Origin of the sequence: Massilia sp. ZL223, assembly GCF_018119395.1 — a bacterium.
Lineage (GTDB): Bacteria > Pseudomonadota > Gammaproteobacteria > Burkholderiales > Burkholderiaceae_D > Telluria.
Window position 1 is genome coordinate 1 of sequence record NZ_JAGPWD010000061.1, and the last position, 16624, is coordinate 16624.

Consider the following 16624-nt stretch of genomic DNA (forward strand, 5'->3'; position numbering starts at 1 on the left):
GGGGGGCGGCGGGGGGCGGGGCCCCCCCCCCCCCCCGGGCCCCCCCGGGGGGGGGGGCCGGGGGAGGCGGCGACCACGAGGGCCTCCTCGCGCGACAGTTCGAGCGTGCGCAGCACGACCGAGTAAGGCGCCTTATGGCCCTGCGCCGCGAAATCGGCGCCCGTGAGCACGACTGAAAAGATGTGGTGGGCAGTGTCGCCAAAGCGCTCGCGCAGCTGCCGGCCGGCCTCGCGGTGCGGCAGGTCGGTGACCAGGGCGCAGTGGCGGCCGCTGTCGATCGCTTCGTCGAGCAGCCTGCCGGCTTCCTGCGGCGCCGCCCCTTGGATGTCGAATGCGGACAGATCGAAGATGATCGCTTGGGCTTTCATGTGCTGCTCCTTTCCGGGCCAGTGCGTTGTTGACGCTTTCACTATACGGCCGGGCAAGATAAAATAAAAATCAGATTTCCAAGCAGATTAATAAGGAAAAGCTTATGTATCCGGCGAGCTTCAAACAGCTGCAAGCCCTGGTCCAGGTGGCCCGCCACCAGAGCGTGTCGCGGGCGGCGGAAGCCATGCACGTGACCCAGCCGGCCGTGTCGCTGCACTTGAAACTGCTGGAGGAAGCCGCCGGCACGCCGCTGACCCGCAAGCAGGGCCGCAACATCCAGATGACGTCCGCGGGCGAACTGCTGGTCGGCTATGCGGAGCGCATCCTGAAGATGTGGGAAGAGGCGGGCGACGAGATCGCGGCCTTCAAGGGCGTCACCAGCGGCACCTTGCGCATCGGCGCGGTGATAACGGCGGAACACCTGCTGCCGGCGATGCTGGTGCGCTTTACCACCGGCCGCCCGCACGTGCGCATCCGCCTGCAGGTGGGCTCGCGGCCGGAGGTGATCGGCATGCTGAGCCGCGACGAGATCGACCTGGCCATCATGGGAACGCCGCCGCGCGAATTTCCGACCAGCGCCAGCCGCTTCGCGCGCCACCCGATGGCTTTCTACGTCGCACCCGGGCATCCGCTGGCCAGCGCGCGCGCGGTGGCGCTGACGGAGCTGGCCGACCACAACCTGCTGGTGCGCGAACGCGGTTCGGGTACGCGGGCGGCGGTCGAAAAACTCTACCAGGATGCGGGCGCGCCGCTGTCGATCGGTTCCGAGCTGTCGAGTAACGAGGCGATCAAGCAGATGACCGCCGCCGGCCTGGGCGTGGGTTTCCTGTCAGTGCACGCGTGCACACTGGAAGTACGGAACAAGTTGTTGATGGCCTTACCGGTGACGGGTACGCCGGTATCGGCCGACTGGCATGTGATGCACAAGGCCGACCATGCGATTCCGACCGTAGCCGCGGCCTTCCACGAATTCATGGTCGAACACGGCCAGCAGGTGATCCACGACGAGCTGGAACGCCAGCGCCGGCCGGCGGGACGGACGAAGGCTACCGGTCCAAAGGCCTGACCCAAATATTCCGGAAGCTCACGGCCTCGCCATGTTCCTGCAGCTTGATCGGAGCAGGGCCGTGTTTCCGATAGCCTGGTTCGCCGATGTACAGGGTTTCGCCACGCAGGGCCACGTGGTTCTGCACCAGCACGCCGTTGTGCAGCGCCGTCACATAGGCGGGCGACTCGAGCCTGCCGTCGGCTGCGAAGCGCGGCGCGGTCCAGATGACGTCGTAGGTTTGCCACTCGCCTTCGGCGGCGCAGGCGTTCACCAGCGGGGTGAACTGCTTGTAGATGCTCGCCGCCTGGCCGTTGGCATAGGTCTTGTTCGCTGCGCACTCCAGCACCTGGATCTCGTAGCCGTTCCCGGTTCCCGTCGACAGGAACAGGCCGCTGTTACCCTTGTTCTGGCCGCTCGCCTTGAGACCCGCCGGCACGCGCCATTCCAGGTGCAGCTGGTAGTCGAGGAAGGTGCGTCTGGTCTGGATATCGCCGCTGCCGGGACGGACCGTCAGCACGCCGTCCGCCCCCGACCATGGGACCGGTTTGGCGGCGGGGCTGGCGACTACGGCGCTCGACACCCATTCGCCCACACCCTGGCCGTCGAAGAGAATGACCGCATCCGACGGCGCCCGGTTCGCCGAGGCGGGCATGACGCGCGCCGGTTCCGGGCTCCATACCTCGGTGTGCTCCGGTTTCGCCTGCGGCGCGGCCTGGGCCGCCCAGGCCAGCGTCATCAGGCCGCTCGTCACTGCTGCGCGGATTGTCGGGTTCATCTTGTCTCCTGTTGTGTGGGCAAACCGCATTCTAGAGGATGTTGGCCGTGGCTTATCTGCTTTGCTGCTCGCCCGCGAAGAAGGCGGACGGCGTCGTGCCGAAACTCTTCCTGAACATGGCGGTGAAGGCCGACTGGCTCGCATAGCCGAGCTGCTCGGCCACCTGCCACAAGGGCATGCCGCGTGCGATCAGGGAGGCGCCATGGGCCAGCCGCACCTGCTGGCGCCACTGGCCGAAGCTCATGCCGAGCTCCTTGTCGAACAGGCGCGCCAGGGTGCGCCCGGAGGCGCCGGTGGCCTGGGCCCACTGCGCCAGGGTCTGGTTGTCCCCGGGCGCATCGATCAGCGCCTCGCACAGGGCCTTCAGGCGCTTGTCGCGCGGCAGCGGGACGCGGATCGGGCGCGAGGGCGCGCGCGCCAGTTCGTCGAGGATGAGTTCTCCCAGCAGGGCAGTGCGCGGCTGGGGCAGGGGGTCGCCGCCCGCCATCAGGGCCGCGATCAGCTCGCGCAGCAGGCTGCTGACCTCGACCACGCGGCAGGACTCTCCGGGGAAAGGGGCGCGCAAGGCATGCACGCGCAAGGGGCTCAGGCGCGCGGCTTCCAGCATCGTCACCTCATGCTCGACCTCCGGTGCGATCCAGATCGCGCGCTGCGGCGGCACGATCCAGCTGCTGCCTTCGGCGCTCACCCGGATCATGCCGTTGGCGGCGTAGGTCAGCTGTCCCCACGCATGGCTATGGGCGCCGACGTTGGCGTCGGCCGGCAGGTCGCGCGCCGCGAGCGCGACCGGGCATTCCGGCGTCGGGCCCGGGCCTGGAATCGGCGGATAGCTTTTCATGGCGGATTCTCGATAAATCTTGACACGTTATCTTAAATCGGACGCGCCGCTTTTGCTTACACTGGCTTTTTCGATAAAGGCATGGCATGAGCTCAGACGACAACACCCTCCGCCAGGACGCCCGCGTGATCGGCCTCGTGGGCCTGGCGCACGGCACCTCGCACTTCTACCACCTGATCGTGGCGGCCCTGATCCCCTGGCTCAAGCCGGCCTTCAATCTCAGCTATACCGAACTGGGGCTGGTGATGACGGTGTTCTTCGTGGTCTCCGGCGTGGGGCAGGCGACGGCCGGCTTCGTGGTCGACCGCGTGGGCGCGCGCGCCGTGCTGTTCTCCGGCGTGGCGATGCTGGGGGTGTCCGCCGTCGCGCTCTCTTTCGCGGGCGGCTATCCGGGCCTGGTGCTGGGCGCCTTCCTGGCGGGCCTGGGCAACGCCGTGTTCCACCCGGCCGACTACACGCTGCTGAACCAGCGCGTGTCGCGGGCGCGCCTGGCGCACGGATTCTCGGTCCACGGCATCAGCGGCAATATCGGCTGGGCCGCCTCGCCGATCTTCCTCACCTCGATCGCCGCCGTCCAGGGCTGGCGAGCGGCGATGCTGTGGGCGGCCCTGCTGCCCGCATGCGTGCTGGTCATGCTGGTCCTGAACCGGCACGCGCTGCGTCCCGATCCGATTGCCGCGCCGGCGAAAGCGGATGGCGTCCAGGGCGGCACGCTCGACTTCCTGAAACTGCGTTCGGTATGGATGTGCTTCGCCTTCTTCCTGCTGACCGCGGTGGCGCTGGGCGGCATCCAGGCCTTCGCGTCGATCAGCCTGGAAGCCCTGTACGGCATCACGCGCGAACTGGCCACCAGTTCCTACACCTCCTACATGCTGGCCTCGGCGGTAGGCATGCTGGCCGGCGGCTTCCTGGGCGCCAACGTCAAGCACCACGACCGTACCGTGGCCCTGGCCTTCGCCGCGGCCGCTGCGCTGGCGCTGGTGCTGGCGGCGGGCGCCGGTCCGTCGTGGATGGCGCTGCCGCTGATGGGACTGATCGGCCTGTGCTCGGGCGTGGCCGGTCCTTCGCGCGACCTGATGATCCGCGCCGCCGCGCCCAAGGGCGCCACCGGGCGGGTGTACGGCGTGGTGTATTCGGGCCTCGACAGCGGCCTGGCGATCGGGCCGCTGCTGTTCGGCCTGGTCATGGACGCCGGCCGTCCGGGCTGGGTGTTCGCGGGCGTGGCGCTGTTCCAGGCGCTGGCCATCGCCACGGCGGTCGGCGTCGGGGGCAGCACCCGCGCGCGCCAGCTGGCGCCCGCATAAGCTCATTGGAGGATGGCGCCGCATGCGCTATCCTGTCGGCCCACGTGAATTTTCAGACCAGGACGACAGGATGGCGGGAGTGCCCGACAAGAGCCGGCCGGTGCGGCTGCCGCCACGGCCGGAGAACGCTTCGGCGGAAGACGCACTGGCCGCGAAGCTGGCGCGCGAACGCCGCGATGCGCAGGTGCGCGGCGTCACGTCCATCGAAGCGATGCGAGAGGCGATCCGGGACGCGGCACGCGCGCTGCCGGTCATCTCTTCGCTGCAGCGCTTGCGGGCGCCGAGTGCGGCCGTGTTTCATGAGCACGCGGCGCAGGGCCTGCCTTTCCTGATCGATGGCGTGGTGGGCCGCTGGCCGCTGACCGGCTTGAGCCCGCACACCCTGCGCGAACGCTTCAGCGCGCTGCCGGTGCGCGCCCGTGTCGGCGACTACATCAATACCGCCTTCGCGCCCGACCGCGCCATGCAGGACATGTCTATGCTCGCCTACCTGGACCTGGTGGAGCAGGGCACGGAAGGATTGCCACCCTACCTGGGCAACCTGGAGCTGCGCGAGCTGAACCGCTTCTGCCACTGGCCCGCGTATTTCAAGAAACCGGGACCGCCGCGCTTCTGGATGGGGCCTGCGGGTACGGTGACGCCGCTGCACGCCGACTACGACGACAACCTGTTCGCCCAGGTCTGGGGATCGAAGAGGATCTTCCTGGCGCCGCCCCACCACGACGAATTCCTTTATCCGCGCGAGGCGAATGCGCTGCTGTTCGGGTCTCCCTTCGATCCGGAAGCGCCGGATTTCGAGCGCTTTCCGCTGGCGCGCCAGGCGGCGCTGATCGAGCTGGTGGTGCATCCCGGCGACATGCTGTATGTACCGGCCGGGTGGTATCACCAGGTGCGTTCGCTGACGTTTTCGCTGTCCTCCAACCGCTGGTCGCGTGCGCTGCCGCTCGCGCTCGAGGGCCATCCCTCGCTGGAGTCGCTTATTCCACGGTAGCGGGCACGCGCACCGGCGCCGGCTTGACGGCGGCCGGCGCCCTGGGCTTGGCCGGCTTGCGGCGGAACTTCAGCCAGACCACGACGCCGGTGATGAAGAATGCCAGCGGCGTCACGCCGACGATGCTGATCAGGATGCGCCCGAGCGCGCCGAAGGCTTCCCCGGTATGCAGAGGATAGAAGGTGCTGACCATCCAGTCGCCGCCGTGCGCCGCCAGCGGGTCCACCACGCGCAGCAGGGCGCCGTTGCCGGCATCGACGCTGACGCGGGTCGCGCCGTTCCCGTGGCGCAGCTCGCCCGGCTGGCGCAGCCGCACTTCGAAGGGCTGCTCCGGCTTGGCCGGGATGCTCACGCGCGAAATGCGGCCATCGGGGAAGCGCGCCTGCGCCGCCGCCATCGCCGCGTCGATGCCGATGCGCGGGCTGGCGGCGTCGCTGGCGTTCGCCGCCTTGGTGTTCGGCGTGAGCGGGGCCACCGCCTTGATGGCGGGCGTCACCCAGGCCGGCATGTTGAAGTACACGCCCGTCACCGCCAGCACCAGCAGCACCGGCGCCGTGTAGAAGCCCGCCGCGCGGTGCAGCCGGAAGCTGAATTTCGGCCACTGGCCCCAGCCGCGCACCGTGATCGCATGCCAGAACGCGTTCAGGGTCATCTTGGGCCACCACACCACGATCCCGGTCAGGGTCAGCAGGAACAGGGCCACGCCCTGGACCGCGATCACGACCTTGCCCGCCTCGCCGGCCATCAGGTAGCGGTGCAGGTGGAACAGGGTCGGCATCAGGAGCGGGCGCGAGAGGCCCGCCTCGCCCCAGTTGCGCTCGCCCAGCACCGCCAGGCTGGCGGGATCGACCATCACCTGGCGCGTCACGCCCTGGTCCCAGTCCGAGGCCGGCTTGGCCGGGCGGTACCAGGCGACGTACACGTCGCCCTGCGTTTCGGGAAGGAAAATCGTGTCCGGACGTCCGTAGGCCGGGTCGCGCACCAGGCGCTCGACCACCGCCGCCGCCGCGGCCGGCTCGATCAGCACCGGCTGTCCGGCCGCTTTTCCGGACGGCGGCGCCACGCGCAGCAGGCCTGGATTCAGCCAGGCGTCGAGCTCGTGCCGCCAGCTGAGCAGCGAGCCGGTCAGTCCCTGCAGGACGAGGATGGTGCCGAAGATCAGGCCGGCCCACAGGTGGACGTTACGGATGAGATTTTTCATAGACCGTATCATAAACGCAAATGAGAATGATTCCTACTACTTGCGTTAATACATGAGAATCATTATCATTTCGCCTTGTGTTTCTTTTTAGAAAAGCAGAAGTCCAAAAATGAGTTCGATGAAGCCGGTTTCACTCGCGGTCGCCACCGCGTGCGCCCTGATGGCGATGCCTTTCGCATTCGCACAGCAGACCCAGCAAAACCAGGGCGAGGACATGGCCTCGGTCGTGGTCACCGCGACCCGCACCGCCAAGGCGGTCGACAAGATCCCGGGCGCCGTGTCCGTGATCACCCAGCAGGAGCTGGCGGCCCAGTACCTGATCGCCGACGATCCGTCGCAGGCGCTGTCGACCTATGTGCCGGGCTATGCCCCGAGCCGCCAGAAGATGACCTCGACCGGCGAATCGCTGCGCGGGCGCCAGCCGCTGATCCTGTTCGACGGCATTCCGCAATCGAACCCGCTGCGCGCCGGCATGCGCGAAGGCTACTTCGCCGACAGCGCCATCATCGAGCGCATCGAAGTCATCAACGGCGCCTCGGCCATGCAGGGCATGGGCGCGACCGGCGGCATCATCAACTACATCACCAAGACCCCGCGCACCAACGGCACCAGGTACACGGTCAACACCCGCTTCGCGACGCAGTTCCGTTCGGATAACCTGGACTGGAAGACCGGCCTGACCGTAAACCACAAGTCGGACGCCTTCGACATGCTGGGCTACGCCAGCGTGCAGCGCCGCGGCATGGGCTACGACGGCAACGGCCGCCGCCTGGGCATCGACACCGTGCAGGGCGACACCCTGGACTCGCACGGCAACGATATCTTCCTCAAGTTCGGCAAGAGCTTCGGCGACCAGCGCCTGCAGCTGTCGGTGAACCGCTTCGACATGAGCGGCGACGGCGACTACAAGAACGAGCGCGGCGCGCCGAAGCAGGGCATCACGACCACCTCGACCCCCGGCACCCCGGAAGGCATGCCCGCGCGTAACCGCGTGCGCAGCGCCAGCCTGGACTACCGCCACGCCGACCTGGCCGGCGGTTCGCTCACCGCCCAGGTGTTCAAGCACGACTTCGAATCGCTGTACGGCGCCACGAATGCCGTGACCTTCCAGGACCCGCGCATCGCTCCGCCCCCCAATCTGTATGACCAGTCGGAGGTGGTTGCGGACAAGATCGGTTCGCGCATCACCTACGTGCGTCCCGATATCCTCATCGACGGGCTGGAGCTGACCGCCGGCCTGGACTGGCTGAAGGACCACACCCAGCAGCGCCTGGCAGGCACCAACCGCGTCTGGGTGCCGGAACTGAAGTTCCGCTCCGTCGCGCCTTTCGCCCAGCTGGAATATGAATTCGGCGATGTCACCGTGCGCGGCGGCGTGCGCCACGAGAATGCGAAGCTCGAAGTCGACACCTATACCACCCTGAACTACTACGGCAACCGCGTGGTCGAGGGCGGTTCGGCCGAGTTCTCGAAGTCGGTGAAGAACCTGGGCGCGGTGTGGCGCTTCGCGCCGCAATGGTCGGCCTTCGCGTCGGTGGCGGAAGGCTTCGGCCTGCCGGACGCGGGCCTGGTGCTGCGCGGCGTGAACCGCGCAGACCAGTCGGTCGCCAGCCTGATCACCCTGCAGCCGATCATCACCCGCAACAAGGAAATCGGCGTCAACTGGCGCGGCTCGAACGGCCAGTTCGGCATCTCCCGCTACGATTCGCGCTCCAAGCTGGGCAGCGTCCTGCGCGTGACCAACGGCGTCGGCCAGCTCGAGCGCGTGCCGACCACGGTCAAGGGCTGGGAAGCGAACGCCGAATGGAAGCCGGTCAAAGGCCTGTCGCTGTTCGGCACCTATGCCATCACCGACGGCAAGACCGCGGTCAGCCAGGGCGCGCCGATGGACCTCGACCTGGGCGCGCGCTCGCAGGGCCCGGACAAGGCCGTGCTGGGCGCCAACTGGAGCTTCCTGCCGAAGGCGCAGCTGCGCCTGCAGGCGACCCACCTGCGCGACCGCGACATCAATATCGGCCGCATGGCGGGCGCCACCAACCTGGAAGAGCACTTCAAGGGTTACACCCTGGTCGATGCCGCCACCACCTTCCAGACCCGCTACGGCCGCGTGGGCGTAAGCATCGAGAACCTGTTCGACAAGCATTACGTCGGCTACTACTCGCAGTCGGCGCTGGCGGCGGACGAGACCGCCACCTATGCCGGCCGCGGCCGTACCCTGGCGGTCAGCTGGAGCCAGGACTTCTAAGACAGGCCTGGCAGCGCGGGGGGGGGGGGGCCCCGCCCCCCCCCCCCCGGGGGGGGCGCCCCCCCCCCCCCCCCCCCCACGGTTTTACGGGCGGTGGTACAAAGAGCGCTAAATGCTAGGCGCTATAGCTTTTCCTTACGGGGTAATCACCACCTTACCCACGACCTTACGCCCCGCCATATCATTCAGCGCCTGGGCCGTCTGGTCCAGCGGATACCGCTTCGACACCAGCGGCCGCAGCTTACCCTCCGCCATCCAGTCCATCAGCCTTTGCATCGCCGCCTGGTGCGCCGCCGGTTCCTTGCGCGTAAAGTCGCCCCAGAACACGCCGACCACCGACGCGCCTTTCAGCAGCATCAGATTCCACGGCAAGCGCGGAATCTCGCCCGCGGCGAAGCCGACCACCAGATGCCGTCCGCGCCATGCAATCGAGCGAAACGCGGGCTCGCTGTATTGCCCGCCAACGGGATCGTAGATCACATCCGGCCCGCGGCCCGCCGTCGCCGCCTTGATGGCTTCGCGCAAGTCCTCGCGCTCGTAGTTGATCAGCTCGTCCGCCCCGTGCGCCTTGCACACCGCCAGCTTCTCGTCGCTGGACGCCGCCGCGATGACGCGCGCGCCAAGCGCCTTGCCGATCTCGATCGCCGCCAGGCCGACCCCACCGGCAGCACCCAGCACCAGCATCGTCTCGCCCGCCTGCAGCGCCCCGCGATCGGCCACCGCGTGATAGGACGTGCCGTAGGTGAGGGTGATCGCCGCTGCCGTGTCGAAGTCCATGCCCTCGGGAACCGGCAGCAAGGATTCGAGAGGCGCCAGCGCCTGCTCGGCAAAGCCGCCGGTGCGCGTGAAGCCGATCACGCCCTGGCCCGGCGCATAGGCGGTCACGCCCGGCCCCACGGCCCGCACCACGCCCGCGAACTCATTGCCCGGCGTGAAAGGCAGCTCCGGTTTGTACTGGTACTTGCCCTGCACCGTCAGCACGTCGGGGAAGTTGACGCCGGCCGCCTTCACATCGACCACGACTTCTCCCGGGCCCGGCTGCAGGTCGGGCAGGTCCGTTACCACCAGGCTTTCCGGCGGCCCCCAGTCGTTGCAGCGTACGGCTTTCATGCTTCCTCCCTGTATTGATATCGGCCCGCATTATGCCCGAAGGAAACTGAGCTCGCCGGCCGTGCCACTGCCCGTAACACTTGTGCCCCCGCAAAGTGGGGCAGGTCGGGCGCGCTAGAGTCGAAGGAGGCAGGCGCGCCAGTTCAGCGCCTCGGAACCGGAGAAGGGAATGGCAATCCGTTACGGTTGTTTCTTCAGTTATGCGCACGGCAAGCATGAACTCATGAAGCGTTTCAAGTCGGCACTGGCCGATGCGCTGCGCTGCTACCTCGAACCATACTTCGACAACGAAGACGAACTGTTTATCGACACCGAGCAGCTGGGAGGCGGGGACGACCTCGACCGCAAGATCGCGCGCGCCATGTGCGAGAGCGTTTGCATGATCCTCATCTACACCCCCAAGTACGAAGCCCACGCCTACACGCGCCGCGAGTACGCGGCCATGCGCCTGCTCGAGCAGGAACGCAGCAAGTGGTACGACCTGCTCAGCCACCTGATCATTCCTGTGATCATGACGCGCCACCCGGACAGCCTGCCGCGCCAGATCACCGAGAGCAGCCTGTATGTCGACTTCTCCCATTTCACCATGGCCACGGCCGATCTCAAGTCGAACCCAGATTTTCTTCCGGACATTGACAAGATGGTCAAGCGGATCGCGACCCACTACGCGTGCCAAAAAAAGCATACGCCGCCCACCCACGACTGCAACCAATTCGTGCTTCCTGATGTCCCACCCGAGTGGCGCGATCTTCCAGACCTGACTTTTCCAAAATAATGAGGAGCCAAATGGAACATAACCGCATTCCGCTGCCGCCGCTGGTCACACCGGGCGAGGTGACCACCTTTTATGCTTACGAGGGCGGCGCCGCGCGCAACGCAATGCTGTCGGCGCTGGCCTTGCAACTTGCAGGGGCGGGCGCCGGAGCGCCGGATCGGACGCGTGCGGGCTCGCCGGTCCTGATGATCGACTGGGACCTCGATGCACCCGCCTTGCACCGGCATTTCGAGCTTTCCTCCGACGGCGAGGAGGCTTGCGCGGTGCTGGCGCGCCCCGACGCGGACTGCGATGCGGACCCCGGCTTGCCGCCCGGCGCTGAAGGCGGAGCGGGCGGCGAGGCGCAGCGGCGGGCGCGGCCCGGACTGGTCGACTTTTTCGAGGCTTGCCGCACGCAGCTGAGGCGCGAGGCCTCCCAGCGAACCGGCGCCGGGAGCGACGAAGTACTGGCCGAGCGTGTGCTCGATGCGATCGACTGGCAAAACTACGTCGAGCGCGCGGACCAGCGGCGCCCCCTGTACCTGATGCGCGCGGGGCGCTTCGACGGCAGCTATGCCGAGCGTGCCGGCCGGCTGGATTGGGAAGCGCTGTTCGACGCCTGTCCGGCGCTGTTCCGCCGCTTCGGCGCGCGCATGGCGCGCCATTTCTCGCACGTGCTGGTGGCCAGCCGCCCGGGACGTTCGCCTGCGGTCAGCGTCTGCACCACGCTGCTGGCCGACAGGCTGGTCGGCCTGTTCACCCCTTCGCCGGGCAGCCTGGACGGCTTCGAAGGCGCCGTGCGGCGCGCCATCGAGTACCGCTGCACCCACGAGGACGAACAGCGTCCGCTGCTGGTGTATCCGCTGGCCTGCGCCCCTGACGGCGCGCGCAGCGATCCGCACCAGCGCTGGCGCCGCGGCGACGCGCGCCTGGGCGCACCGGGCTACCAGCCGCGCATCGAAGTCCTGCTGCGCGCCTGCTATGGCTGGCCGCGCGTCAACCTCGACAGCTATTTCGACGAACTGCAACTGCCGCTGGCCGACGCCATGTCGACGGCGGGTCCCGGCACCGACCGCCGCGCCCTGGCGCGCTTCGCAGGCGTGCTGGCCGAGTGGGTGGCGCCGGGGCGCTTCCCCTGGCAGTCGCTCGACGAGATCCGCCTGCGCGCCGCGGTGGCGCGTGCGCGTCCTGCCCACTCCGGCGCCGAATTCGCGGCGAATGCGCGCGAACTGGCCGACAGCCTGGCCAGGCTGGGCGGCCTGTGCCGCCGTGAAGGCCGCTTCGACGAGGCGCGCGCCTGCCTGGAAGAATGCCTGGCGCTGCGCCAAGACACGCTCGACAAGGACCATCCCTCCGTGCGCGCCGCGCGCGCGGACGTGGCGCTGCTGCTGCTCGACGCCGGCGCGCTGCCGGAGGCGCGCCGCCAGTACGAGCTGCTGGGCCAATCCTGCGCACGCAGCGTCGGCGCGGACGATCCGGAAACCTTGTCCGCACGCTCGCGGCTGGCGCGCGTGCTGGCCGGGCTGGGCGAAGCCGAGCGCGCGCTGGCGCTGCACGAACAGGTGGTGGCCGCCTGCGAACGTGCGCTCGGCGACGAACATCCGGCCACCCTCGACAGCCTCGAAGACCTGGCCATCAGCCTGACCCAGCAGCACGAATACGGGCGCGCCCGCATTGTCTGCGAGCGCGTGCTGGAAGGCCGCCGCCGCCAGCTGGGCGCCGAGCACGAGGACACGCTGCGCTGCGGCCAGCGCCTGGCCCAGCTGCTCGGCGAGATGGGCGAGCTGGGCAACGCCCGCCGGCTGCTCGAAGCCGTGCTGCGCGCCCGCGAACGCCACGACGGTCCGGACGCCGCCGGCGCCCTGGGTGCGCGCGAAGCACTGGCGGAAATCCTGGCCGCGCAAGGCGACCTGGCCGCGGTGCGCAGCATCCAGGAGTCGCTGGCGCGTACGCGCGAACGCCACCTCGGGGCCGGCCATCCGGAAACGCTCGATATGCAGCTGCGTCTTGCCTCGACCCTCGGCCAGCAGGGGGAGACCGAGGCGGCGCGGCGCCTGCGTGAGCAGGTGGCGGAATTGCGGCGCCACCTGGAGCAGGCCGAGGGAATCGACCTGCAGCGTTCCGAGGCGGAGGATAGGCAGCAGCGAGAGCATGGACACAGGCAAGGACCAGGGGAGGGCGTGCAAGTGTCGGACAGTCTCGGTCATAAGCTGGCCCAGTTGCAAAACCTGATTGACAGCCGCAGTCCGCGCGAGGCCCGCGCCCTGGCCGACAGCCTGCGCAACACGGTGTTGAGGCCGAGCGTCGCGGACCCTTTGCGCCGGCGCGGCGCCGCGATGATCAAGCAGGTCTATCTGCAGGACGGCGACAAGGATGCGCTGCTGTCCTTCACCCAGGATGAAGTCTCGTCGCTGGAAGGCGCCCTGATCGAAGCGGCGCGGGATAACCCGGTGCCCTCACGCTGACCATGCTTGCCTATGGGCTTGGCCTGTTCCAGGCCTGGCCCGTTAGGCAAATGTGCCGGCTTCGAGCGGCAAGCTGCAACTTAGCTTGCGTAACATGTTCTATGCCTCTTGTTCAACGGCTTTATCTTCGACCAAGCGAGAAAATTGGTGAGTAAGTGGCGGACAGCGCTGGCTACAGTGAGCGAGGGGCGTGCGCGATCCGCGCTCGCGCGCGCACGTGCAAGCCTTCATTCCAGCCGGATCGCCATGTCGAAGATCCAGGTGCGGCGGATTTCAATCACGTCGTACTGGCGCGCCAGGGCAGGCGGGAAGGCGCCATACGGCGCCTGGCTGGCAATGACCTTGCGCACCAGGTCGTCGATCGCGGCCACGCCACTGGAGACGACGAAGCTCACCTTTTCCACGGAGCCGTCGGCCCGGACCGCCACCGTCACGACGGGCCGGGTGTGCGGCTGTTTCACCGCGTCGCGCACCATGTCGAAGGTCATGTTCATCTCGATCTTGCGGCTCATGGCTGCGGCGTACTGCACCAGGTCGGCATTCGGATCCGCGCGTCCGTACAGCCATCCGCGGCGCAGGCTGCTCGCCGAAGGCAGCGGGGGCTGGCCAGGGCGATTCGATGCGGCATCGCGCTGGGCCGCTTCTTCCCTGAGCTGTTTGGCGATCGCATTCAGGCGCTCCTCGCGTTTCGCCTCTTGCTCGGCGCGTTCCCGCTGCGCCTGATCCTGGCCGGCCGGCGCTTGCCCAGCCGCCTGACTGGACGGATCCTGCCGCGACGACTCCTGGCGGGCTGGCTGCTGCCGTCCCGCCTCGAGCTGCGCTCGCCGCGCCTGCTCTTGCCGGGCGGCTTCCCTGCGCTCTGCTTCAAGCTGCGCCTGCCTTGCCTGCTCTTGTCGCGCAGCTTCCTTGCGCTCAGCTTCAAGCTGCGCTTGCCTTGCCTGTTCGCGTTGCAGGGCTTCTCTACGCTCAGCTTCAAGCTGCGCCTGCTTGGCCTGCTCGCGTTGCAGGGCTTCTTTCCGCTCCGCTTCAAGCTGCGCCTGCTTCGCCTGCGCCTGTCGAGCAGCTTCCTTGCGTTCCGCCTCGAGTTGCGCCTGCCTTGCCTGCTCACGTTGCAAGGCTTCCTGTCGCTGCGCTTCGAGCTGCGCTTGTCTCGCCTGTTCCTGACGCAAGGCTTCCTTGCGCTCGGAATCAAGCTGCGCCTGCCTTGCTTGCTCGCGGCGTAGCGCTTCCTGGCGTTCCGCCTCGAGCTGTGCCTGTTTCGCCTGTTCGCGCAAGGCGGCTTCCTTGCGCTCTGTGTCAATCTGCGCTTGCCTTGCCTGCTCCCGCCGCGCCATGTCCTGTCGTGCCGCTTCCGCACGTTCCACTTCCTGCCGGGCGGCTTCCTGGCGCTGCGCCTCCCGGCGTAGAGCGTCCTGGCGAGCCACTTCCTGGCGCTCGGCGTCGAGCCGCGCGGCTTCCTGCTGCGCTTGCCTTTCCTGTTCTTCCCGCAGGGCTTCCTTGCGCGCGGTCTCGGCCTGTTCCAGCGCCAGCCTCGCAGCGTCCTGCCGAGCCTGTTCTTGCTGCTGCGCCTCGCGACGAAGCGCTTCTTGCCGGACGAGCGCGAGGCGTTCGGTTTCCAGGCGCGCCGCTTCGACCTTGGCGGCCTGTTCGGCGCGCAGGGCCTCCTGACGCGCGGCTTCCTGCTCAGCCTTCGCCTTCAGCGCATCCTGGCTGAGCTTGGCTGCCGAGTCGTCGGCTTTGTCGAGGATCGCCAGCGCGGGGGGCTCGACAGGAAGTGGGCTGGCCGATGGCGTTGGAGATGTTGGCGCATCTTTCGCGACTGTGACAGTTGGCGGCGCCGACTGGATGGCAGTGTCCGGCGCAGCGGCCGGCGACGGCATGGAAACAGTCGCCGCAGCGGAAGGCGACCCGGCCGGTGGTGCGGGGACGGCCACATCGGCGCGCTCGCTCGGGGCGGGGCCGGCGGGAGAGGGACGGTCCGCAGGCGGCTGGTCGGCCGGTGCGGACTCCGCCGCACCCGGCCGCGTCATGGTGAGCAGGATGCGCAGCTGTTCGGCCTCCAGCCGCCTCTCTTTCCATGGGAGCTGGAATCCGGGAAGCCCGAGACCATTGCCGCCCAGGCTAATACTCAGCAGCAGTGCGTGCACCAGCAGGGATACCGACAGCGCGATGGGCATGCGCCATGAATTCCACTGCGCGCGCTGCGTCGCGCAAGCCGATTCCATGCCGGGCAATCCTCGCGCGGCCGCGAATTCAGTCATGGAGCACCGGATGCTGTTCTTTGCGCGACATGGAGCGAGCTGGCCACTGTGAGAAATAGGAAGATGCCGAGGATGCAAGGACTTGTTGATGCTATCACAACAGTAATCCTATTTGATGCCGAAGACGTTTACTGACCAGGACTGTCGCCCCGGCGCCGCGTTCGGCAGCCGGCATCCTCCGGACACTTGAGGGCAGGGCCTTGTTTTCAGTTCAAGAACTGATGGGAGAGTCGCCCGGTCGAACGAGGACGGAAGCGCCTTCCCAAGGACTTGCCAAGCCAACCAGGACCCTTGCCACGACGCTCATGAGACTTAATGTAAATACAAAAAGAAGCGGTCAAATCGTGTCGGAAAGCATCATAAAATGTGAAATTGCGACCGGAAGCGAGCGATAAGACCGTTGCTTCAGGTAAAATCCCGGGAATGCGAATCCTCATCAGTAACGACGACGGCTACCTTGCACCAGGCATCATTGCCCTGGCGGAGGCGCTCGCGCCGATCGCCGAAATCGTCGTCGTCGCACCCGACAGCAACCGCTCGGGCGCCTCGAACTCGTTGACCCTGGACCGTCCCTTGTCGGTCCAGCGGGCTGGTAATGGTTTCTACTTCGTCAACGGCACACCGACCGATTGCGTGCACATCGCGCTGACCGCGATGCTGGACGCGCCGCCCGACCTGGTCGTCTCCGGCATCAACAACGGCCAGAACATGGGCGACGACACGCTGTATTCGGGTACCGTCGCGGCCGCGACCGAGGCCTACCTGTTCGGTATTCCGGCGATTGCCTTTTCCCAGGTTCACCATGGCTGGGCGCATGTGGAGTCCGCCGCCCGCGTGGCGCGCGACATCGTCGAGCGCCGCTTCGAGCAGCTGCCGTCGCCTTTCCTGCTGAACGTGAACATCCCGAACCTTCCTTACGAAGACATCGGACCGCTGACCCCGACCCGTCTCGGCCGCCGTCACCAGGCCGAGCCGGTGATCCGCGCCCAGGACCCGCGCGGACGCGACATCTACTGGATCGGCGCGCCCGGCGCCTGCCGCGATGCGGGCGAGGGCACCGATTTCCACGCTACCCAGCAAGGCCGCGTGTCGATCACGCCGCTGCAGGTGGACCTGACCCACAAGACCCAGCTGGAATTGCTGGCACAGGGAATCGCATGAAAGACCAGCGCAGTACCTTCCCGCTCCCGCTGTCGTCGGTGACCGGCGCCACCCGCAAGCCGGGCGCGCCGGCGCCGGTCGCCACGCCGCAGACGGCGACCC

13 protein-coding genes are annotated in these 16624 nt (G+C 67.7%); 7 read left to right on the forward strand and 6 right to left on the reverse strand.

Annotation, left to right across the window (positions count from 1 at the left end; all coding sequences use genetic code 11):
* A partial coding sequence (locus tag KBW95_RS23555) for a hypothetical protein (protein ID WP_211529473.1) occupies positions 1-368 on the reverse strand: 368 nt, incomplete at its 3' end.
* Between the two features lie 104 nt (positions 369-472).
* Between KBW95_RS23555 and KBW95_RS23560 the strand changes: the two genes are divergently transcribed.
* Complete coding sequence (locus KBW95_RS23560; protein ID WP_211526317.1) at positions 473-1435, forward strand: LysR family transcriptional regulator; 963 nt, start codon at positions 473-475, stop codon at positions 1433-1435.
* Here the strand turns inward: KBW95_RS23560 and KBW95_RS23565 are convergent.
* Together KBW95_RS23565 and KBW95_RS23570 are read right to left on the reverse strand one after the other, a co-directional pair.
* On the reverse strand, positions 1416-2192 hold the full coding sequence (locus tag KBW95_RS23565) for a DUF1080 domain-containing protein (RefSeq protein WP_229429978.1): 777 nt from the start codon (positions 2190-2192) through the stop codon (positions 1416-1418). The two genes, KBW95_RS23560 and KBW95_RS23565, sit on opposite strands and share 20 nt — an antisense overlap.
* 52 nt (positions 2193-2244) lie before the next feature.
* A complete protein-coding gene (locus KBW95_RS23570; RefSeq protein ID WP_211529474.1) occupies positions 2245-3030 on the reverse strand; it encodes a helix-turn-helix transcriptional regulator in 786 nt (261 codons plus the stop codon).
* A gap of 86 nt (positions 3031-3116) precedes the next feature.
* Between KBW95_RS23570 and KBW95_RS23575 the strand changes: the two genes are divergently transcribed.
* Entirely contained in the window at positions 3117-4334 is a 1218-nt protein-coding gene (locus KBW95_RS23575) for an MFS transporter (RefSeq protein ID WP_211529475.1), read from the forward strand.
* A gap of 70 nt (positions 4335-4404) precedes the next feature.
* On the forward strand, positions 4405-5325 hold the full coding sequence (locus KBW95_RS23580; RefSeq protein ID WP_211529476.1) for a cupin-like domain-containing protein: 921 nt from the start codon (positions 4405-4407) through the stop codon (positions 5323-5325).
* On the opposite strand, the gene KBW95_RS23585 is transcribed toward KBW95_RS23580, so the two are convergent.
* The gene (locus KBW95_RS23585; RefSeq protein WP_229429979.1) at positions 5312-6526 is read right to left on the reverse strand and encodes a PepSY domain-containing protein; all 1215 of its coding nucleotides are present in this window, start codon (positions 6524-6526) and stop codon (positions 5312-5314) included. The genes KBW95_RS23580 and KBW95_RS23585 overlap by 14 nt on opposite strands.
* Before the next feature lie 109 nt (positions 6527-6635).
* On the opposite strand from KBW95_RS23585, the gene KBW95_RS23590 reads away from it, so the two are divergent.
* The gene (locus KBW95_RS23590) at positions 6636-8771 is read left to right on the forward strand and encodes a TonB-dependent receptor (protein WP_229429980.1); all 2136 of its coding nucleotides are present in this window, start codon (positions 6636-6638) and stop codon (positions 8769-8771) included.
* Positions 8772-8906: 135 nt separating this feature from the next.
* On the opposite strand, the gene KBW95_RS23595 is transcribed toward KBW95_RS23590, so the two are convergent.
* Complete coding sequence (locus tag KBW95_RS23595) at positions 8907-9881, reverse strand: NADPH:quinone oxidoreductase family protein (RefSeq protein ID WP_211527137.1); 975 nt, start codon at positions 9879-9881, stop codon at positions 8907-8909.
* A gap of 169 nt (positions 9882-10050) precedes the next feature.
* Here KBW95_RS23595 and KBW95_RS23600 point away from each other — a divergent pair, with 169 nt between their 5' ends.
* Together KBW95_RS23600 and KBW95_RS23605 are read left to right on the forward strand one after the other, a co-directional pair.
* Positions 10051-10656, forward strand: coding sequence for a toll/interleukin-1 receptor domain-containing protein (locus KBW95_RS23600; RefSeq protein ID WP_211529478.1), 606 nt, complete (start codon positions 10051-10053; stop codon positions 10654-10656).
* Positions 10657-10667: 11 nt separating this feature from the next.
* The gene (locus KBW95_RS23605; RefSeq protein WP_211529479.1) at positions 10668-13100 is read left to right on the forward strand and encodes a tetratricopeptide repeat protein; all 2433 of its coding nucleotides are present in this window, start codon (positions 10668-10670) and stop codon (positions 13098-13100) included.
* Positions 13101-13327: 227 nt separating this feature from the next.
* Here KBW95_RS23605 and KBW95_RS23610 read toward each other — a convergent pair whose 3' ends face one another.
* Positions 13328-15361, reverse strand: a complete 2034-nt coding sequence (locus KBW95_RS23610) for a TonB C-terminal domain-containing protein (RefSeq protein WP_211529480.1) — start codon at positions 15359-15361, stop codon at positions 13328-13330.
* A gap of 423 nt (positions 15362-15784) precedes the next feature.
* Between KBW95_RS23610 and surE the strand changes: the two genes are divergently transcribed.
* Positions 15785-16522 (forward strand): 5'/3'-nucleotidase SurE, encoded by a 738-nt coding sequence (surE, locus tag KBW95_RS23615; RefSeq protein WP_211527142.1) that lies wholly within the window; start codon positions 15785-15787, stop codon positions 16520-16522.
* Positions 16523-16624 lie beyond the last annotated feature (102 nt).

What these genes read in the sequence shown, in the direction of transcription:
- KBW95_RS23575 (WP_211529475.1), top strand. Translation starts at nt 3,117, where the DNA reads ATGAGCTCAGACGACAACACCCTCCGCCAGGACGCCCGCGTGATCGGC.
- KBW95_RS23590 (WP_229429980.1), top strand. Translation starts at nt 6,636, where the DNA reads ATGAGTTCGATGAAGCCGGTTTCACTCGCGGTCGCCACCGCGTGCGCC.
- KBW95_RS23570 (WP_211529474.1), bottom strand. Translation starts at nt 3,030, where the DNA reads ATGAAAAGCTATCCGCCGATTCCAGGCCCGGGCCCGACGCCGGAATGC.
- KBW95_RS23585 (WP_229429979.1), bottom strand. Translation starts at nt 6,526, where the DNA reads ATGAAAAATCTCATCCGTAACGTCCACCTGTGGGCCGGCCTGATCTTC.
- surE (WP_211527142.1), top strand. Translation starts at nt 15,785, where the DNA reads ATGCGAATCCTCATCAGTAACGACGACGGCTACCTTGCACCAGGCATC.
- KBW95_RS23560 (WP_211526317.1), top strand. Translation starts at nt 473, where the DNA reads ATGTATCCGGCGAGCTTCAAACAGCTGCAAGCCCTGGTCCAGGTGGCC.
- KBW95_RS23595 (WP_211527137.1), bottom strand. Translation starts at nt 9,881, where the DNA reads ATGAAAGCCGTACGCTGCAACGACTGGGGGCCGCCGGAAAGCCTGGTG.
- KBW95_RS23580 (WP_211529476.1), top strand. Translation starts at nt 4,405, where the DNA reads ATGGCGGGAGTGCCCGACAAGAGCCGGCCGGTGCGGCTGCCGCCACGG.
- KBW95_RS23565 (WP_229429978.1), bottom strand. Translation starts at nt 2,192, where the DNA reads ATGAACCCGACAATCCGCGCAGCAGTGACGAGCGGCCTGATGACGCTG.
- KBW95_RS23600 (WP_211529478.1), top strand. Translation starts at nt 10,051, where the DNA reads ATGGCAATCCGTTACGGTTGTTTCTTCAGTTATGCGCACGGCAAGCAT.
- KBW95_RS23610 (WP_211529480.1), bottom strand. Translation starts at nt 15,361, where the DNA reads ATGACTGAATTCGCGGCCGCGCGAGGATTGCCCGGCATGGAATCGGCT.
- KBW95_RS23605 (WP_211529479.1), top strand. Translation starts at nt 10,668, where the DNA reads ATGGAACATAACCGCATTCCGCTGCCGCCGCTGGTCACACCGGGCGAG.